This is a genomic window from Euzebya rosea, from assembly GCF_003073135.1.
Classification (GTDB): domain Bacteria; phylum Actinomycetota; class Nitriliruptoria; order Euzebyales; family Euzebyaceae; genus Euzebya; species Euzebya rosea.
Genome location: NZ_PGDQ01000018.1, coordinates 17274 through 34926, shown reverse-complemented (window position 1 = coordinate 34926; position 17653 = coordinate 17274). Strand labels below are relative to the sequence as shown.

The 17653-nt window shown below is 71.5% G+C and carries 14 protein-coding genes; 8 read left to right on the top strand and 6 right to left on the bottom strand.

Annotation, left to right across the window (positions count from 1 at the left end; all coding sequences use genetic code 11):
* Window positions 1-7: 7 nt before the first annotated feature.
* Entirely contained in the window at window positions 8-721 is a 714-nt protein-coding gene (locus CUC05_RS20545; protein ID WP_108668074.1) for a pyridoxamine 5'-phosphate oxidase family protein, read from the bottom strand.
* Window positions 722-1009: 288 nt separating this feature from the next.
* On the opposite strand from CUC05_RS20545, the gene CUC05_RS20540 reads away from it, so the two are divergent.
* Both CUC05_RS20540 and CUC05_RS20535 read left to right on the top strand, forming a co-directional pair.
* Window positions 1010-2872: a VanW family protein gene (locus CUC05_RS20540; protein WP_157965829.1), complete on the top strand. Its 1863-nt coding sequence runs from the start codon at window positions 1010-1012 to the stop codon at window positions 2870-2872.
* 70 nt (window positions 2873-2942) lie between these two features.
* The gene (locus CUC05_RS20535; protein WP_108668009.1) at window positions 2943-3803 is read left to right on the top strand and encodes a hypothetical protein; all 861 of its coding nucleotides are present in this window, start codon (window positions 2943-2945) and stop codon (window positions 3801-3803) included.
* Window positions 3804-3827: 24 nt separating this feature from the next.
* Here CUC05_RS20535 and CUC05_RS20530 read toward each other — a convergent pair whose 3' ends face one another.
* From CUC05_RS20530 to CUC05_RS20520, 3 genes are all read right to left on the bottom strand, one after another.
* The gene (locus tag CUC05_RS20530) at window positions 3828-4997 is read right to left on the bottom strand and encodes an SGNH/GDSL hydrolase family protein (RefSeq protein ID WP_108668008.1); all 1170 of its coding nucleotides are present in this window, start codon (window positions 4995-4997) and stop codon (window positions 3828-3830) included.
* Between the two features lie 93 nt (window positions 4998-5090).
* Window positions 5091-6815, bottom strand: coding sequence for a CocE/NonD family hydrolase (locus CUC05_RS20525; protein WP_108668007.1), 1725 nt, complete (start codon window positions 6813-6815; stop codon window positions 5091-5093).
* A 78-nt stretch (window positions 6816-6893) separates the two neighbouring features.
* A complete protein-coding gene (locus CUC05_RS20520; protein WP_157965828.1) occupies window positions 6894-7319 on the bottom strand; it encodes a hypothetical protein in 426 nt (141 codons plus the stop codon).
* A 109-nt stretch (window positions 7320-7428) separates the two neighbouring features.
* On the opposite strand from CUC05_RS20520, the gene CUC05_RS20515 reads away from it, so the two are divergent.
* Window positions 7429-8577 carry an acyl-CoA dehydrogenase family protein gene (locus CUC05_RS20515; RefSeq protein ID WP_108668073.1) on the top strand — a complete coding sequence of 383 codons (1149 nt, stop codon included), beginning with the start codon at window positions 7429-7431 and terminating at the stop codon, window positions 8575-8577.
* Window positions 8578-8694: 117 nt separating this feature from the next.
* Complete coding sequence (locus CUC05_RS20510; protein WP_157965827.1) at window positions 8695-11235, top strand: cell wall-binding repeat-containing protein; 2541 nt, start codon at window positions 8695-8697, stop codon at window positions 11233-11235.
* A 4-nt stretch (window positions 11236-11239) separates the two neighbouring features.
* Here the strand turns inward: CUC05_RS20510 and CUC05_RS20505 are convergent, their stop codons facing one another.
* A complete protein-coding gene (locus CUC05_RS20505; protein ID WP_108668004.1) occupies window positions 11240-12664 on the bottom strand; it encodes an MBOAT family O-acyltransferase in 1425 nt (474 codons plus the stop codon).
* 91 nt (window positions 12665-12755) lie between these two features.
* On the opposite strand from CUC05_RS20505, the gene CUC05_RS20500 reads away from it, so the two are divergent.
* Genes CUC05_RS20500 through CUC05_RS20490 form a run of 3 tightly spaced genes read left to right on the top strand, consistent with a single transcriptional unit; the run spans window position 12756 to window position 15980 of the window.
* The gene (locus CUC05_RS20500) at window positions 12756-13943 is read left to right on the top strand and encodes a Nif3-like dinuclear metal center hexameric protein (protein WP_108668003.1); all 1188 of its coding nucleotides are present in this window, start codon (window positions 12756-12758) and stop codon (window positions 13941-13943) included.
* Window positions 13940-14668 carry a zinc ribbon domain-containing protein gene (locus CUC05_RS20495; RefSeq protein ID WP_108668002.1) on the top strand — a complete coding sequence of 243 codons (729 nt, stop codon included), beginning with the start codon at window positions 13940-13942 and terminating at the stop codon, window positions 14666-14668. The genes CUC05_RS20500 and CUC05_RS20495 overlap by 4 nt, the downstream gene beginning before the upstream one ends.
* A gap of 25 nt (window positions 14669-14693) precedes the next feature.
* The gene (locus CUC05_RS20490) at window positions 14694-15980 is read left to right on the top strand and encodes a hypothetical protein (RefSeq protein ID WP_108668001.1); all 1287 of its coding nucleotides are present in this window, start codon (window positions 14694-14696) and stop codon (window positions 15978-15980) included.
* Window positions 15981-15995: 15 nt separating this feature from the next.
* Here CUC05_RS20490 and CUC05_RS20485 read toward each other — a convergent pair whose 3' ends face one another.
* Window positions 15996-16241: a hypothetical protein gene (locus tag CUC05_RS20485; protein WP_108668000.1), complete on the bottom strand. Its 246-nt coding sequence runs from the start codon at window positions 16239-16241 to the stop codon at window positions 15996-15998.
* Window positions 16242-16382: 141 nt separating this feature from the next.
* On the opposite strand from CUC05_RS20485, the gene CUC05_RS20480 reads away from it, so the two are divergent.
* On the top strand, window positions 16383-17642 hold the full coding sequence (locus CUC05_RS20480; protein WP_108667999.1) for a cation:proton antiporter domain-containing protein: 1260 nt from the start codon (window positions 16383-16385) through the stop codon (window positions 17640-17642).
* Window positions 17643-17653 lie beyond the last annotated feature (11 nt).

Below are 17653 nucleotides of genomic sequence, written 5' to 3'. Positions count from 1 at the left end.
ACGGCGCTCACCCGGTCAGCCGGCGTATCGACGGCGAGACCGGGATGCCGTCAGCCAGGTCGGGGGAGGGCAGCGGCGGGCCGAACGTGGTGGACATCGGCACCACCCCGGCCCACACCGGCAGGTCCATGTCCTCCGGTTCGTCGTTGGGGGGTCCGCTGCGGGTCTTCACCGACGCCTCGGCCAGGGGCAGCCGCGCGACCACCGTCGCCGAGAGCTCCCGCTCGGTCGGCCGGCGCAGCTCGGCCGCGCGCCCGGGCGCCACGTGGTCGACCGTCGTGTCCAGCGCGGCCAGCATCTCCTCCCGGTCGGTGACCAGGACCGCGTCCCCGACCACGACGACGCTGCGGTAGTTGATGGAGTGGTGGAAGCCCGACCGGGCCATGACCAGCCCGTCGATCAGCGTGACCGACAACGAGATGGGCCAGGGGGTGTCGGCGCTGAGTCCCAGTCGGCTGCCCGACGAGGCGTGCACGTAGACGTGGTCGTCGATCCGCGCCTGCAGGCTCGGGATGACGATCGGGTGGCCGTCGTGCACGTAGGCAATGTGGCAGAACGGCGTGGCGTCCAGGATGGCGTGCACCGACTCGGTGTCGTACCGGCCACGCTTGTTGGTGTCGCGGCGCACCCGGACCCTGTCCGACGCCGGTTCGCCACGGCCATCCGCGGCCGGCGACCACCGGCGGTCGGCGCTGCGCAAGGGAGGAGGGATGTCGCTCATGGGGGACAGGATCACCCAGCCTCCGACGGCCACTTCTGTGCCAATCGGCCAGTTCGTCGCACCCACCGGACGGGTTGTGGCGGAACCGGAGCCACGTTCTACACTCTCGGTGCTGCCCGGCCCCGCTGGATGGTTCCCCCCGTGCCCTCCAGGTCCGTGAGGCCGGGCAGCGACTCGTCCGCCGGCGTCCCGACAGGCGATCGTGCAGCCCCGCGCCGAGGACGTCACCGGCGGGGGTGGTGGTTCGGCTGTGGCCCGATCACGCGGTAACGTGGTCGCGTGCGTGACGTGACGACAGACACCCACGCCAGCGACGAGGCAGGGGGAACACCCTCGACCGAGACGCCGGACATCGACAGACAAGCTTCCAGCACGGCAGCCAAGGCCGGTGGCACGGGCAGGTCCCGCGCCGACTGGCACGACACCATGACGGTGGAGGGTGGCGGCAGGCGTTGGGGCTGGCTGCTCGGACTGGTCGGCTCGACAGCGGTTCTCGCGGTTGCTGGGGTGCTGATGGCCATCAACCTTCCCGGGGGGACCACCCTTGCCGGGACGTCGGTGGCGTCCGTCGACGACGCCCCGTCCGCGCTGCAGCAGGCCGCTGGCTCCCTGACCACCCTCCCCGTCAGGTTCTCCACCGAGGCGGGAACCGAGCTGGTGCGAACCGGCGGTGACCTCGGGTTGACCATCGACGTGCGCGGGACGATCAGCCCCATCGAGCAGGGCCTCCCGTCGATCTCCGCGTGGCTGCGCCGGCTGCCCTCCGGCCCCCTGGCCGCACCCCTGCAGCTGGAGCCCTACGACGGCGAGGTCCTCACCGAGGTCGCCGCCGGGGTGAGCACCGAACCGGTCAACGCCGACCTCGACGTCCGCCCCTCCGGCATCGACACCACCCCGGGCGTCGATGGGCTCGACGTGACCAGCGAGGACGTCCGGCAGGCACTCGATGCGGCGCTGGACACCATCGACACCGCCGACCCCGCGGCGTGGCCCGAGACCCTCGAGGTCCCCGTGTCGGGCTCGGCCGTGCCGCCGCCGGTGACCCAGGCCGACATCGACGCCGTCGACGAGGTCGTGGCCCGGCTGGAGTCCGCCGAGGTCGTCGTGACGGGCGAGGTCATCCTGCCCGCCGACCCCGAGGCCGACGAGGACGAGGCCGCGGCCGAGGAACGCCGCGGTCCCCAGTCCATCACCCTCAGCCGCAGCGAGCTGCGCCAGCTCGTCGACGTCGCGGTCGACGCCGACGCCCCCGAGGGCGAACGGCTGCGCCTCGTGCCCGACCCCGACAGCACCCCCGGCCGGCTCGTCGCGCTGATGGACCTGGCGCGCGTGGCCCCCGACGTGACCGCCCACGTCGAGAACCGTTCGCCGACCCCGACCCGCGACGAGGACCCGACCGACTTGTCGGACATCACCGGTGACCTCGTCCTCGACGAGGTCGAACCCGGCTTCGAACCCGACCGGCAGGCCACCCTCGCCCAGGTCATCGACGCCGCCCTCGCCGGCGGCGGCGAGGTCGAGATCGTCGGCGACACCGACGCCGAGGTCAGCCTTGCCGACATGGGGATCGTCGAACCCGTCTCGACCTTCACCAGCTACTACACCGCCGGCCAGTCGCGGGTGCAGAACATCCGTCGAATCGCCGAGATCGTCGACGGCGTCATCGTGCCCGCTGGCGAGTCCTTCGAGGTCAACCACTTCGTCGGCCGGCGCACCGTCGACAACGGGTTCACCGTCGGCGGCGCGATCCTCGACGGCGAGCTGGTCAGCGACATCGGTGGCGGCGTCAGCCAGTTCGCGACGACCTTCTTCAACGCCGCGTGGTTCGCCGGGGTCGAGCTGGTCGACTTCAAGGCGCACAGCTTCTACTTCCCCCGCTACCCCCCGGGGCGCGAGGCGACGATCAACTACCCCAACGTCAACCTCGAGATCCGCAACGACACGCCCTACGACATCCTTATCGACACCGACAGCAACGAGACGTCGGTCACGGTGACGTTCTGGTCGACGCCCTACTGGGACGTGCAGACGATCATGGGCCCCTGCGGCTGCGGCGGATCGTTCCGGATCACCAACCAGCGCATCCTGACCGCGCCCGGTGGCCAGCCGGTGACCGAGGAGTACACCACCGTCTACTCCGTGCCCCGGTAGGCCGACTCCGACCCACCGAGGAGCCGAGCGCGTCCTTGTCCCCGAGCGGGCAGGAGCGCATGCTCGACCCATGGTGCTGATGAGCGGATGCGGCGCCATCGTCCTCCTGGCGCTGGCGGCGGGGGTCCGCTGGCGCGCGGTGGAGTACCGGGCTGGATGGTACGCCGCCCCCATGCCTGCCCGCCGGCTCCGGGCAGGCGTCCCCATCGCCCGACGGATCTTCCGCGAGGCGGCGCTGATGGTCCTGGCCGGGGCGCTGGTCGGGCTGCTCCTGATCGGCCCGGCGGCCCGGCTGGTGATGCGGGCGCTGGCCGTGCTGGCCGGGCCCGACGGAAGCGGTCGCCCCATCGAGACCGGCACCGAGATGGGGACCATCACCGTCGAGGGCACGCTGGTCGTCGTCGTGTTCGGCGGGCTGGTGGCCGGGTTGCTGCTCGCCCTGGTTCATGCCCTCCTCCGTCGGCTGCTGCCCGACGGCTGGCGGGGCGGCGCGCTGGTCGGCGCTGCGGTCCTCGTCGTCGTCGGGCCGCTGGTCGACCCGTTGCGTCCCGACAACCCGGTGTTCGCGACCGTCGGACATGCCGGGGTCGCCGTGGCCCTGTTCGTCGCCATCGCGGTCATCTCGGGCGCCGTCCTGGCCGTCGTGCACGCGCGGTTGTCGCAGGCCGTCCCCCTGCCGGCGATGCGACCCGTCCGGGCGTGGCTGCCGTACGTCCCGCTGGCGATGCTGGTCCTGCCGGACCTGCTGCTCCTGACCGAGCTGCTGACGGCCAGCGGACTCGGGGTCGTCCTGCGTCGTCGCGGCGTGATCCCGCTGCAGGAGGGGACCAGGCGCACCCTCAGGCTCGCCGGCCTGGCCCTGGTCGCCGGCATCGTCACGTGGAAGGCCCCCGGGTTCGCGCTCGCGGTCGGCCACATCCTCGGCGCGTGACCCCCGCCGCCCGGTGACAGCTGGTCAGCCGCCGGTCTCGATCGGCAGCAACGGCAGGATCTGGCTGACCAGGCGCTCGGCGCCGGAGCGGGTCAGGTGGATGCCGTCTCCCAGGCGCATCTGGCTGAGCGATCCGTCACCGGCCGGCAGGTAGTCGGCGTACCGCCCGTCCTCCGCCGCGAAGACCCGCCGCGCGTCGACGAAGGACACGTAGGCCCGCTCGGCGGCCTCGGACTGGTACAGGCCGGACAGGTACTCCATGCGCTCGTCGAACTCGGTGTCGCGCATCACCGGCTGGCCGATCCAGATGACCGCCCGGCCGTCGACGGTCAGCTGGTCCATCAGCCCGCCGATGCGCGACCGGTAGATCGCTTCCCACTCGTCGGTGCCGAGCTGCCGGAACTGGCCGTCGTCGTCGATCACGTCCTGGCCGTCGTTGGCGCCCACCATGACGACCCAGATGTCGGGGTCCTCCTCCGCCATCAGCTGCGCCGCACGGGCCGGCCAGTCGTAGAAGTCCGGACGGGACAGGCCGGAGGAGTAGGTGAAGTCGTGGAACGCCTCGCCGGGCACCCCCGGCCGTCCCAGCCGCTGGATCAGCGTGGGACCGATCTGCTCGGTCAGCGAGTCGCCGATCACGCCGACGACCAGCGGCTCGGCCTCGGTGAACGGGCCCTCCAGTCGGCCGCTCAGGGTCGGCTGGTCCTCCAGGGACTCGCCGGCCTCGGGGATGGCGACGGCGTTCCCCAGCGCCGTGTCGATCGCCTCGCGACCGGCCAGCGCGGCGGCCGCACCCAGGGCGTCCCCGGCCTGGGCCTCGGCCTGCGCACCGGCGGCCGCGATGGAGGTCCCGGTGCCGCCGCCCGTGCCCGCGTCGGCGTCGCGGCCCAGCCGCTCGGCCAGCAGCTGGCGGGGCTGGTCCAGCCCCAGCAGGCCGCTGATCTGCTCGAACGGCCAGACCAGCACCTGGGAGATGTCGCGCTTGAGGCTCGGGGGCTGCCGGTCGGCGGCCTCCGTCAGCGCCGTCACGTTCAGCAGCCCACCGAGGAGGAGGGCGATGATGATGACCAGCAGCGCACGGCCGGCCGCCATCGTCCGACGCGCAGGGTCACCGACCTCGCGCGCGTAGCTGCGGGGCAGCCGTGGGAGCGACCGGCGTTGCCGGCCGGGCTGGGCGGTGGTCCCGGCTGCCATGTTGGCCCCGACCGTACGGCCCTGTCCGCCGACCGCCAAGCAGCGGCGACGGGCCGCCCGCGCCCGACGGCCCGGACGGCCCCAGCCGACCGGTCAGCGCAGGAACGACGAGAGCGTCTGGGCCACCAGCTGGGACGAGACGTCGAAGGGGGCGCGCTGCTGGTAGGACAGCAGCCGGGGTGCCGGCTCGCCTGCGAGGTCGCTGACCCTGGCGCCCGGCAGCATCGGCAGCTCGACACGGCCGCTGACGACCTGCACCTCGGCGTTGGTGGGGACGTGGATGTAGTTCTCGGTGTTGGCGTCGGAGACCCGGACAGCCAGCCGGTGGCCGGGCTCGAGGACCCAGTCGGTCGGCCACATGCGGATGACCTCCTCGCCCTCGGTGTCGACCATGCCGGCGCCGCGGGTGATCATCGTGGCTCGGCCGGCGCCGTCGACGTCGTAGAGGTTCACCACGACGTTGGCGCGGGGCAGCGTCGGGTCGATCAGCATCGTGGCGACGGGGATGCCGGCCAGCTGCGTCCGGGTGGTGACCGGCTGGCCGAAGGTCCAGACGCCATCGGTCAGCGACCCGGTGGACACGAGACCGCCGGCGCCCAGGCCGGAGTCGTTGGAGCCGCGGCCGGTGCCGTTGTCGACGTACACGCCGCCGCGCAGGGCCATGTCGGTCCGGATCGTGTCGGCGGCCGGCAGGCTGTCCTCGCTGCGCCAGGTGCCGTCGGAGGTCTGGGCGGCCACGGCGTAGTCGGGGTAGTCCGGCAGCTCGGCCAGCGGCGTGCCCTTGACGTGGCGCTCCAGGAACGCGGTGGTCTCGGCGAACCAGGAGTCGCGGCCCATCGCGAACGTGCAGTCCTCGGTGTACTGGTCGCAGGTGCCGATGGTGTCGTTGCCGCGGACGTGGTCCCACCACCCGATCCACAGGTGCTTGGGGCCCTCCAGCGCGTTGAACAGGTCCAGTGCCCCGCCGCCGATGTTGGTGGCGTTGTCGAGGTACCCAGCGGTGATGAACGTCGGGATCGTGGCGCCCTTCGCCCGCTCGGGGAAGTCGCGGATCGTCCAGAACGGGATGGTCTCGTCGTCGCGGAAGTGGTTGACCTCGTCCGGCGAGCAGTAGGCGGTGTGGGTCAGCGCGTTGAGGGCGTACTCGGGGTCGCTGGAGGTCGACATGTTCGCCTCGCCGCTCACCCGGTACGTCGCGGGGTAGGCGAGGGACTGCAGCAGGCGGACCCGGTCGTTGTGGGTGGCGCGGTACCGGTCGGGTCCGATCGCCTGGGCGATGACGGCGTCCAGGCCCCGCGGGCGGTTGGCGAGCGCGGCGGCGCCGGTGTTGGCGTCGTAGGACTTGCCGTACATCGCGATGCCGTCGGCCCACGGCTGGTCGTCGACCCACTCGACCGCGGTGACGATGTCGGTCTGCTCGCCGAGGCCCAGGATGTCCAGGCAGCCGGTCGAGCCGGACGTGCCGCGGGTGTGGACCTGCACCACCGACCAGCCGTTGGCGAACAGCCCCTGGCCGTCGTAGGTGCCGTAGTAGAAGTCGGTGAACCGCTTGGACCAGTCGGTGCCGCCCTCGTCACCCAGGTACGGGCTGACGATCAGCAGGACGGGCCGCGGACCGGCCTCGGCCGGCATGTCCGCCGGGTGCAGCACGTCGGTCAGCAGCGTGATGCCGTCGGGGGTCTCGATCGTGGTCTGCGTCCACACCGGCTCCGCGACGGCAGCCGCCGCGGGCGTGGGCTGCAACCCGGCCAGGGCCAGGGCGAGCGCCAGCACGACGGTCACGAGGCCGGCGACGGCAGGACGGATGGACGACGACATCAGGGCAAGCTCCTCGGGACGACGGGGGTCGTCCGGGGAGTTCGCCGTCGGCGGGTCGTTCTCCTGCCCGCTGGCCGATCAGCTCTTGGGTGCCTCGACGTGGGTCAGCGGGATGCCGTGGGCACGTTCGACGCGATGCGGCAGGTCCATCGCGATCCACTTCGACGGGCCGGCCGGCAACGTCGACAGGATGATCTCGTCGAACGTGTCGTGGCTGTTGGCCCGGATCACGTCGCCGATGGCGTCGTTGGGGCGGGAGCTCCCGAGCTCACCGGTGACCTCCTTGACGCCGAGCTCGCCGAAGCGTCGCATGGACTCCTTCAGCCGCCGGTGGGCGTCGATGGTGGCCTCCTCCTCGTCGTGCACGTGGAAGCCGTCAGGTGCGGCGGACGTGGGCACGAGGACGTGGAACCGTGCCTCGGGATCCTCCGCACGTTCGCGCAGGACATCCAGCAGGTGCTCACCCCCCAGCGTCAGGTTCGCGACGACGAGATACCTGGGCATGGCGACCACCTCTTCGGTTGTGTGCTCCTGGGTCAACCGTACGCCGCTCGTGCACTCGTGAAAAGGGCGATGGGCGTCGCGGATCGCGCGGGCCTAGGCTGACGCCATGCTGCGCCGCACCGTCTACACCGAGGACCACGACGCCTTCCGTGACGTGGCACGGACGTTCGTCGACCGCCACGTCATGGACCGGATGGAGGAGTTCGCCGCCGACCATGCGCTGGCGCGGGACGTGTGGCTGGAGGCCGGCAAGCAGGGGCTCCTCGGCCTGGAGGTCCCCGAACGGTTCGGCGGGGGAGGGGCCGACGACTGGCGCTTCGCCGCCGTGCTCAGCGAGGAGCTGGCCCGGGCCTCCATCGCCTGCGCGTCCATGCTGTCGATCCACTTCGACATCTGCGCGCCGTACCTGGTCGAGCTGACCACGGAGGAGCAGAAGGCCCGCTGGCTGCCGGGGTTCTGCACCGGCGAGCTGGTCACCGCCATCGCCATGACCGAACCCGGCGGCGGCAGCGACCTCGCGGCGCTGCGGACCACCGCGGTCCGCGACGGCGACGAGTGGGTCATCAACGGGTCGAAGACCTTCATCACCAACGGGCGGACCGCCGACCTCGTGATCGTGGCCTGCCGCACCGACCCCGACGCCTCGTCCTCGCGTGGGATCAGCCTGATCGTGGTCCCCAAGGACACCCCCGGCTTCGCGCCCGGCCGGATGCTGGAGAAGGTCGGCCAGCACGAGGCCGACACCGCCGAGCTGTCGTTCAGCGACTGCCGGGTCCCCGTGGACAACCTGATCGGGGAGGAGGGTCGCGGCTTCGTGCACATGATGGAGCGGCTGCCGCAGGAACGGGTCGGGGCGGCGGTGCAGAACCTGTCCCACGCCCGCTGGATCCTCGAGGAGACCATCGCCTACGCCAAGGAGCGCGAGGCCTTCGGCCAGCCGATCGGGCGGTTCCAGCACAACGCCTTCCTGCTGGCCGAGCTGGTCACCAGGGCCGAGGTGACCCAGGCGTTCGTCGACCAGTGCATCGCCGCCCACGCCGAGGGCCAGCTGACGTCGGTCGACGCGGCGAAGGCCAAGTGGTGGACCGCCGACGTGCAGAACGAGATCCTCGACGCCTGCGTCCAGCTGCACGGCGGCTACGGGTTCATGGCCGAGTACCGCGCCGCCCGCGCGTGGGCCGACGCCCGCGTCACCCGCATCTGGGCCGGCTCCAACGAGATCATGAAGCTGCTGATCAGCCGAGACCTCGGGTTCTGATGGGTGACAAGACACGTTCGCCCCGCGGCGGGAGCTGATCCGGGACTAGGCTGCGCAGGCAGTCGGCGCGTCGGCGCGTCGGCCCGTTCCAGGGAGGGTCACGTGCGCGGTCGTGTCGTGGGTTCTGTGGTGGTGCTGCTCGGGGCGATGCTCGCGGGCGCACCGCCCGTGGTGGGTCAGGCGAGCTTCCCAGCGGACACGCTGGCCATCGTCAAGACCGAGGAGACGCCACCGAACGTCGAGATCGCCATCGCGCTGAGCCAGGCAACGCCGCTGCCAGCCGTCCGGACCATCGTCGTGGGCCGCAACGACGAGTTCGCCGACTCGTTGGCCTCCGGGGTCCTGCAGGCCGACAAGCCGCTGCTGCTCGTCCCCGGCCAGGGGGCGGTCCCCGACGACCTGCGGGCCGAGATCGATCGGCTGGCCCCGGAGCGGGCGATCCTGCTCGGCGGCACCGCGGCGATCGCCCCCGAGGTGGAGGCGGAGCTGGCCGCCATGGGCCTGGCCACCGAACGCCGCGCCGGCGGGTCCCGCTTCGAGACGGCCATCGCCATCGCCGCGCAGGACGCCCCCGACGCCGACACGATCATCCTGGCGAGGGCCTTCGCGGCGCCCGGGGCCACCGACCCGACGCAGGCGTTCGCCGACACCCTGGCCGCGGCCGGCATGTCAGCGGACTCGGGCTGGCCGGTCCTGCTGACCGAGACCGACCGCCTGACCGCCCCGACCCGCGACTACCTGGCCACCTCCGGTGCGACCCGCGTGGAGATCATCGGTGGGACCGCAGCCATCGGCCAGGCCGTGGAGGACGAGCTCGTCGGGATGGGCATGACCGTGGAGCGGCTGGCCGGTCCCAGCCGGGCGGCCACCGCTGTCGCCATCGCCGACAAGCGGGGGTCGGCCACTGCCGACGACGCCGCGCAGGTGATCCTCGTGCAGGGCCAGGAGCAGACCGCATGGGCCGGCGGGTACGCCGCCGCCGCACACTCGGCGCTGTTCGACGCCCCGATCGTGCTGGCGTCGACCGACAGCCTGCCGCAGGAGACCATCGACTTCCTCAGCAGCAACGGCGCCCGGTGGGCGCAGGAGGGGACCGGGGTCAGGCTGACCTGCGTCACCGTCCCGTCGTTGTGCGAGGAGGCACGCCTTGCGCTGGGCCTGCCGCCCAGCACCGGCCTGTTGGCCGACCCCCCAGCCGGCTCCGAGGTCGCCGCCGGGCAGCCCATCGTCGTGACGATTCCCGGCGCCCAGCCCTCCTCGTTGCGGGTGTCCGGCACGTGCATGGGAGAGGCGACGAGCTCGGTCCAGCCGCTTCACGGATCGAGGGTGACCCTCTCGCCCACGATCGGGACCCCGGAGGGACCGTGCACCTTCGACCTGCGATGGACACCCCCGGGGGAACCGACTCGGGAGGACTCGTTGGGCTTCGTGATCGCCGGCCCGGCCAGGATCGAGCTCCTCTCCACCGATCCCGATGGGAACGGCGTCGGGGGGAACTCGCCTTCCGTCAGCGCCGACGGATCAGTGGTCGCATTCGTCAGCGACGGTGGGATCCTGCCCTCCGTGCCGTCGGGGCCCGTGCACACCTGGGCGGTCGTGGATGGTGTGCCACAGCTGGTCGACGTCGCCCCGGACGGGACACCGGGCGACGCGGCCACCACCGAGTTCCACGACGGTCCGGTCGTTGCCGGTGGCGGCAGACACGTCGCGTTCGTGTCGAGGGACGGCGGGTTGGCCACGTCCGAGCCCACGGCCAGCGGGTCCGGCCCGTTCGGCTACGTCCGCGATCTCGACGCCGGGACCACCGTTCTGGCGGCCGTGGACACGCGGGGAAACCCGGTCGGTCCCCGGGGGCTGGACATCAGCCACGACGGCGATGTCGTCACCTACGAGGGCTTCGGCTGGGTCGGTGACGTCCGCGACTCCTTCATGTTCGTCCATGACCTGTCGACCGGGACGGTCGCGTGGGTCGCCGACGCCGACGGCAGTCCCGTCCCGGGCAACAACGGCGGCGACACGCCCGCCATCTCGGCCGACGGAAGGTGGGTGGCGTTCACCCATGACCTGCCGCTCCTCCCCGAGGACGACAACACCGGCCACGACACCTACGTCTTCGACACCCTCGCGGGGACGCTGGAGGTCGTGAGCGTCACTCCAGATGGCACCACCGGCAACACGACGGCCACCAACGGCGAGGACATCCGCGGCATCAGCGGGGACGGCCGATGGGTGGCCTTCTCCAGCCACTCCACCGACTTGATTCCGGGAGAGGTGGTCCGCGAGAACGCGATGTACCTGCGTGACCGCCAGGAAGGGACGACGATCCTGCTCAGCCGACGGCTGGACGGTTCGCCCGTCACGGATCAGCAGTCGTTCGGTGACCCCCGGATGTCCGACAACGGGGCATGGGTGGCCTTCCGAGGCAGCGAGGACCTGGTCAACCATCGGGCGACGGGATGTGGGGTGTACCGCTACTCCCTCACGACGGGTGAGATGGAGCGCGCGGACCTGGGAGAAGTCGAGCCCGGAGCGTCCAACTGCTCGATCGGCCTCGACGTGACCGACGATGGCGACGTGGTCTTCGACGAGATCGCCAGCCACCACCCCCACGCCGACCCCGACGCGTACGCCGAGGTGTACCGGTGGAACGGATCGTGACCGCTCAGAACTGGAAGTAGATGAACGGGGCGACGCCGACCGGGCCGAGCGTCTCGATCACCAGCAGCGCGCCGGCAAGCGCGACCCCCTGGGCGACCGCCGGCACGCGGGAGAACACGGCCTGCAGGCGGGCCCCTGTGCCCTCGGGCAGGAACTGCACGGCCAGGGCGCCGGCGATCACGAGCGGCAGCCACCAGAAGGGCACCGACGGGTCCAACGCCGCCGGGGTGGTCCAGCCGGTCACCAGCCGCCCGAGGATGGTTCCCGCCGCGGTGAACGTCTCGGCCCGGAAGAACACCCAGGCCAGGCACACCACGTGGAAGGTGATCAGGCCGCGCAGCAGGCGCGTGCGGAACCCCTGCGGGTCCCGGCCGCCCACGAGCACGCCCTGTCGTTCCACGGCCTGCCACACACCGTGGATGCCACCCCAGATGACGAAGTTCCAGGCGGCCCCGTGCCACAGGCCGCCCAGCAGCATCGTCAGCATCAGGTTGACCTTCGTCCGCCGCTCGGTCCCCCGTGATCCCCCCAGCGGGATGTAGAGGTAGTCGCGCAGCCAGCGGGACAACGTCATGTGCCAGCGCCGCCAGAAGTCCTGCAGGGTCACCGCGATGTAGGGCCGGTCGAAGTTGTCGGGGAACCGGAAGCCCATCAGCAGGGCCACCCCGATGGCGATGTCGGTGTAGCCGGAGAAGTCGGCGTAGATCTGCACCGCGTAGCCGTAGATCGCCAGCCCCACCTCCAGGGCGTTGAAGCGTTCGGGGTTGGCGAACACCCGGTCGACCAGCTCGGTGGCCAGCAGGTTGGCGACGACGACCTTCTTGAACATCCCGGCCGTGATCAGCCCGAACGCACGGGCGGCGTCGACCGACCGCGGATCCTGCCGCTGGCGCATCTGCGGCAGCAGCTCGCTGGCACGCACGATCGGCCCGGCCACCAGCTGCGGGAAGAACGACAGGTACATCGCGAAGTCCAGCAGCGGCACGGCGTCGGTGTCGCCACGGTGCACGTCCACCACGTAGCTGATGGCCTGGAAGGTGAAGAACGACACCCCGACGGGCAGCACGATCTGCAGCAGGGGAGGGGCGACCGTCACGCCGATGGAGGCCAGCGAGTTGGTGACCGACGTCACGAAGAAGCCGTAGTACTTGAAGAACCCGAGCACGCCGAGGTCGGCGATCACCGTCAGGGCCAGCACCAGCGACCGTGCCCGCCCGACCGACAGGCGGGACACCGCCGTCGCCCCGAAGTGGTTGACCAGCGTCACCCCCGCCAGCAGCAGGCAGAAGCGCGGGTTCCACCAGCCGTAGAAGACATACGACGCGACCAGCACGAAGGACTTCCACTCGCCGCGCCGGGGCATCAAGAGCCATGATCCGGTCAGCACGACGACGAAGAAGACCGCGAAGTCGATCGTCGGGAACAGCACCTGCGGGCAGCGTAGGCGAGCGCGCCGGATCCGACGGGCAGGCCGGTCCTGCGGAGCGCCAGCGGGTGTTGTCCACTAGGATCCCGCGGACATGCCAGACCGATCAGCCAGCACCGCCGGGGACCCGTTGGGCGCATGGATGCGCGGACTCTCGGCCCTGTACCCGCCCGCCGACGCCGAGGGATGGGACCAGGTCGGCCTGCACGTCGGCGACCCGACCCGCGACACGGTCACCGGCGTCCTCGTGGCCCTCGACGTCACCGAGGCGGTGCTCGACGAGGCCAACGAGCTCGGCGCGGACCTGCTGGTCGTCCACCACCCGCTGCTGTTCTCCCCGCTTCGGCGCCTGACGCCCGAGACCGCATCAGGACGGCTGGCCCTTCGTGCGGCGCGACAGGGCTGCGCGATCCTGGCCGCCCACACCAACGTCGACAAGGCCGCCGACGGCACGTCCCACCCTGCGGCGGAGGTCCTGGGCCTCGTCGATCGCCGCCCGCTGCAGCCCCTGCCGACCTCGGGACGGGCGAAGGTGATCACGTTCGTCCCCGCAGCACACACCGACGTCGTCATCGACGCGATGGCCGCCGCGGGGGCGGGGAACATCGGTGACTACACCGGCTGTGCGTTCACCACGACCGGTTCGGGCCGGTTCAGGCCCGGTGAGGCCGCCACCCCCCACATCGGCACGCCGGGCGAGACCGAACACGTCAGCGAGGACCGCGTCGAGATGGAGGCACCTCGCGACCGGGTCCCCCACGTGCTCGCGGCGCTGCGACAGGCCCATCCCTACGAGGAGGTCGCCGTCGACGTCGTGCCCCTGCTGGACGTGGGTCCATCCACGGCGTCCCGCGGCCTCGGGCTGGTCGGCCGGTTGCCCGAACCACGTTCGCTCGCCGAGATCGCCTCCGCGCTGGCCCACGGACTTCCCTCTCGGCACCTGCGGCTCGCCGCCGTCGACGACGACCCCGACCGCGAGGTGACGGACGTCGCCATCTGCGGCGGCGCCGGCGACAGCCTCATCGGGTCGCTCATCGGTGCCGACGGCCGCCCCACCGTCGACCTGTTCGTCACCGGGGACCTCAAGCACCACCCGACGCTCGACGCCCTGACCATGGGGTTGTCGTTGATCGACGCCGGCCACTTCGCCACCGAGAACCCGGCGATGGACGACGTTGCCACCCACCTGCGTGCGCAGGCTGCGACCATGGGGCTGACGGCACCCGTGCACCGCTCGACGCGCGCCACCGACCCCTGGACCGACTGGAACCGCACCACATGAAGGCCACCCCCCAGCAGCAGCACGACCTGCTCCTCCTCGCCGACACCGACGAGGAGATCCGCCTGCTGCGCCACAAGCGCGCCAACCTGGAGGAGCAGAAGGTCCTCGAGCAGCACGAGGAGACCCTGGTGAAGGTCGTCGACGAGCTGGTCGAGGCCACGAAGACGCAGGACAACCTGACCGCCCAGTCAAGCCGCCACGAGCGCGAGATCGAGACCGTCGACGCCCGCCGCAAGTCCTCGGAGGCCAACGTCTACTCGGGCCGGATCACCAGCGAGAAGGAGCTCGGCGCACTCCGCGAGGAGATCCGCTCCCTGCAGCACCGCAAGTCCGACCTGGAGGACTCGCTGCTGGAGATCATGGAGCAGCTTGAGGAGAGCAGCTCGCTGGTCGACGAGCTGACCGCACGGCGTGGTGAGCTCAAGGCGCAGATCGCCGACCTCGAGAACCGACGTGACCACGCAGCCACCGACATCGACGCCGAGATCGAGAAGCTCGAGGCGCGGCGTGCCGAGGAGGCCAGCGGCATCGACGACGAGGTCCTCGCCGTCTACGACGGGCTCCGCGCGAAGCGGAAGGGCCGCGTCGTCGCCAAGCTCGAGGGCAAGACCTGCAAGGGCTGCTACATGGAGCTGACGGCGATCGAGCTGGAGGACATCAAGGAAGCCGCCGCCGACAGCCTGGCCTACTGCCAGCAGTGCGGCAGCATCGTGGTTGTCAGCTGAACCCAGTCCGGTCAGTCTCTGGGGCATGACATCCGGAACGCTGGTCCTGATGGGGTCGGGGGAGACCACCCCGACGATGGTCACCACCCATCAGAAGATCTTCGCCACCACCGCCGAACGACGCGGCGGTGGCGTCGACGCGGTCCTGCTCGACACGCCGTACGGCTTCCAGGAGAACGCCGCGGAGATCAGCGACAAGGCCAAGCACTACTTCGCCCACCACGTGGGCCGTGACGTGAAGGTGGTCCGCGCCGGTCGCCTCGACCGGACCGACGCCCTCGCGGTCGAGTCGACGCTCGACACGGTGCGCCGGGCCGACTGGCTGTTCTCTGGACCGGGCAGCCCCACCTACGCCATCGGCCAGTGGTCGACGGCGGGGTTCGCCGACGCCTTCGCGGCGATCGTCGACGGCGGCGGCACGGTCGTGTTCGCCAGCGCCGCAGCCGTCACCACCGGCACCCGGACCATCCCCGTCTACGAGATCTACAAGGCGGGGGTCGTCCCGTCGTGGGCTCCCGGCCTCGGGGTCGTCGAGCAGGTCCTCGGCTGGCGCTGCGTGGTCGTCCCGCACTTCGACAACGCCGAGGGCGGCACCCACGACACCCGCTACTGCTACCTCGGGCAGCGCCGGCTGGAGCTGCTGGAGGCCGACCTGGAGGATGACGAGTGGGTGCTCGGCATCGACGAGCACACCGCGGCCATCCTCGACCTCGACGCGGGGACGATGCGGGTCGAGGGTCGAGGCGGCGTGCACGTGCGCCGCGACGGGCAGCCGGTGGCCAGCTGGATGTCAGGCGACACGGTCGCCCTGGACCAGGTGGGCTCCGGCAGCGCCAGCGGCACCGTCACCCCGGACGACCTGCCCGCGCCCGGCGTCGACGGCGTCGAAGCCGGCCCGACACCGATGGACGAGCAGGTCGCCGCGCTGGACCGGGCGTTCGACACCGCCCTGGACGAGCACGACGCCGACGGGGCGACCCGGGCGGCCCTCGACCTCGAGGAGCTCATCAGGGCCTGGGCCGCCGACACCCAGGAGTCCGACGAGCACGACCGGGCGGTCCGGACCCTTCGCGGCATGCTGACCCGCCTGGGACGGCTCGCCGGCGAGGCCATGCACGACCACCGGGAGCTGGTCCGGCCGCACATCGAGACGCTCCTGCATGTCCGCGACGACGCCCGGAGCCGCAAGGCGTTCGAGGTTGCCGACCACATCCGGGTGCACATGGACGCCGACGGGGTGCGAGTGCGCGACACGCGCGAGGGCACCGAATGGGACTGGGACGAACCCGACCTGCCACCCCCCGGCGAGTAGGCGGGACGAGCGTGGTCAGTCGGTCGGGACGACCAGTCGAGAGGTGTAGATCCGGCGTCCGCCCACCAGCAGGATCTCCAGCACCTCGCCTTGGCTTCCGGGGCGCATCAGCGCGGCGGGCAGGCGGTTGATCGCGACGTAGTCCTGCCAGTCGCCGATCGGCCCGTCATCGGTGGCGCTCGTGCGTCGGACCCGGTGGCCCACGACCTCGTAGACCGCCCCCGACTCGGTGCGGTAGATCTCCAGCGTTGCGGTGGTCACGCCGTCGAGTATCCGTCGTCCATGAACGGTGTCCACTGTCCCCGCGGACCTTTGACCCCCGGCGGACACAACCGACATCGTTCTGTAAGGATTCTGCAGGGGAGGTGGGGGTACAGGGATCGGCCGAGGCGGAAGGGAGTCATGGAAACCGGAGTCGTCGTCCTCGCGCTGCTGGTGCTGCTCTTCGGCGTGGTCAGCCGGCCGATCGAACGCAGCATCCTCACCGCCCCGATGGTGTTCACCGCGGCCGGACTGCTGCTCGGCGCCACGGGGTCCGGGCTGATCGAGGTCGACCTCGACGGCGAGGTCGTGTCGATCCTGACCGAGGCCACGCTCGGGCTGGTCCTGTTCAGCGATGCGGCGCGCATCAACCTCGGCCGGTTGCGCGCCGACGCGGCGCTGCCGGCGCGGATGCTCGGCAGCCTGCCGCTCGTCATCCTCCTCGGCGCCGGCGCCGCGGCGCTGCTGCTCCCGGACCTCAGCCTGTTCGAGGCCGCGGTCCTGGCGGCCGTCCTGGCCCCGACCGACGCCGCCCTCGGCCAAGCGGTCGTGACCGACGAGCGGCTGCCCACCCGGGTCCGTCAGACCCTGAACGTGGAGAGCGGCCTGAACGACGGCATCGTCCTGCCGTTCGTGACGATCTTCCTCGGGTTGGCCGGCGCGGAGGAGGGCGTGTCGTCGGTGGGCAGCGCCGCCGGGTTCGTCGGCGCCCAGGTCGGCGGAGGTGTCGGTGTCGGCGTGGTCGTCGGCAGCCTCGGGGCGTGGATGATCGACCGGGCCAGCCAGCGCGGATGGATGACCGGCAGCTTCCAGCAGCTGTCCGCGCTCGCGGTCGCCGTGCTCTGTGTGGTCGGGGCCGAGGGGATCGGTGGCAACGGCTTCATCGCCGCCTTCGTGGGTGGGATGGCGTTCGGGACCCTCGCGCAGCAACACTGCGCCGGCGTGCAGGAGCTGGCCGAGGAGGAGGGCACGCTGCTGACCCTCCTCGTCTTCGCCCTGCTCGGCGCGGCGCTGGTCCCGCAGCAGCTGCAGGCACTCGACCTGTCCACCGCCCTGTACGTGGTCCTCAGCCTGACGGTCGTCCGGATGGTGCCGATCGCCCTGTCGCTGGCGGGTGCGGGCCTCCGACGGGACACCGTGGCGTTCCTCGGCTGGTTCGGCCCCCGCGGGCTGGCGACGGTCCTGTTCGCCCTCCTCGTCGTGGAGCGCGTGGAGGTGGCCGGCCGCGACCGGATCGTGTCGGTCGCGCTGTGGACGGTGCTGGCCAGCATCGTGGCCCACGGCATGTCCGCGGTGCCGCTGGTCGGCGTCTACAGCCGGCGGTTGGCAGCCAGCTCCCCCGACGACCACGCCGACATGCCGGAGATGGCCCCCACGGTGGAGTTCCCGACCCGCGGATGAGGAACCGCCCG

What these genes read in the sequence shown, in the direction of transcription:
- CUC05_RS20545 (WP_108668074.1), bottom strand. Translation starts at nt 721, where the DNA reads ATGAGCGACATCCCTCCTCCCTTGCGCAGCGCCGACCGCCGGTGGTCG.
- CUC05_RS20535 (WP_108668009.1), top strand. Translation starts at nt 2,943, where the DNA reads ATGGTGCTGATGAGCGGATGCGGCGCCATCGTCCTCCTGGCGCTGGCG.
- CUC05_RS20530 (WP_108668008.1), bottom strand. Translation starts at nt 4,997, where the DNA reads ATGGCAGCCGGGACCACCGCCCAGCCCGGCCGGCAACGCCGGTCGCTC.
- CUC05_RS20525 (WP_108668007.1), bottom strand. Translation starts at nt 6,815, where the DNA reads ATGTCGTCGTCCATCCGTCCTGCCGTCGCCGGCCTCGTGACCGTCGTG.
- CUC05_RS20520 (WP_157965828.1), bottom strand. Translation starts at nt 7,319, where the DNA reads ATGCCCAGGTATCTCGTCGTCGCGAACCTGACGCTGGGGGGTGAGCAC.
- CUC05_RS20500 (WP_108668003.1), top strand. Translation starts at nt 12,756, where the DNA reads ATGCCAGACCGATCAGCCAGCACCGCCGGGGACCCGTTGGGCGCATGG.
- CUC05_RS20495 (WP_108668002.1), top strand. Translation starts at nt 13,940, where the DNA reads ATGAAGGCCACCCCCCAGCAGCAGCACGACCTGCTCCTCCTCGCCGAC.
- CUC05_RS20490 (WP_108668001.1), top strand. Translation starts at nt 14,694, where the DNA reads ATGACATCCGGAACGCTGGTCCTGATGGGGTCGGGGGAGACCACCCCG.
- CUC05_RS20480 (WP_108667999.1), top strand. Translation starts at nt 16,383, where the DNA reads ATGGAAACCGGAGTCGTCGTCCTCGCGCTGCTGGTGCTGCTCTTCGGC.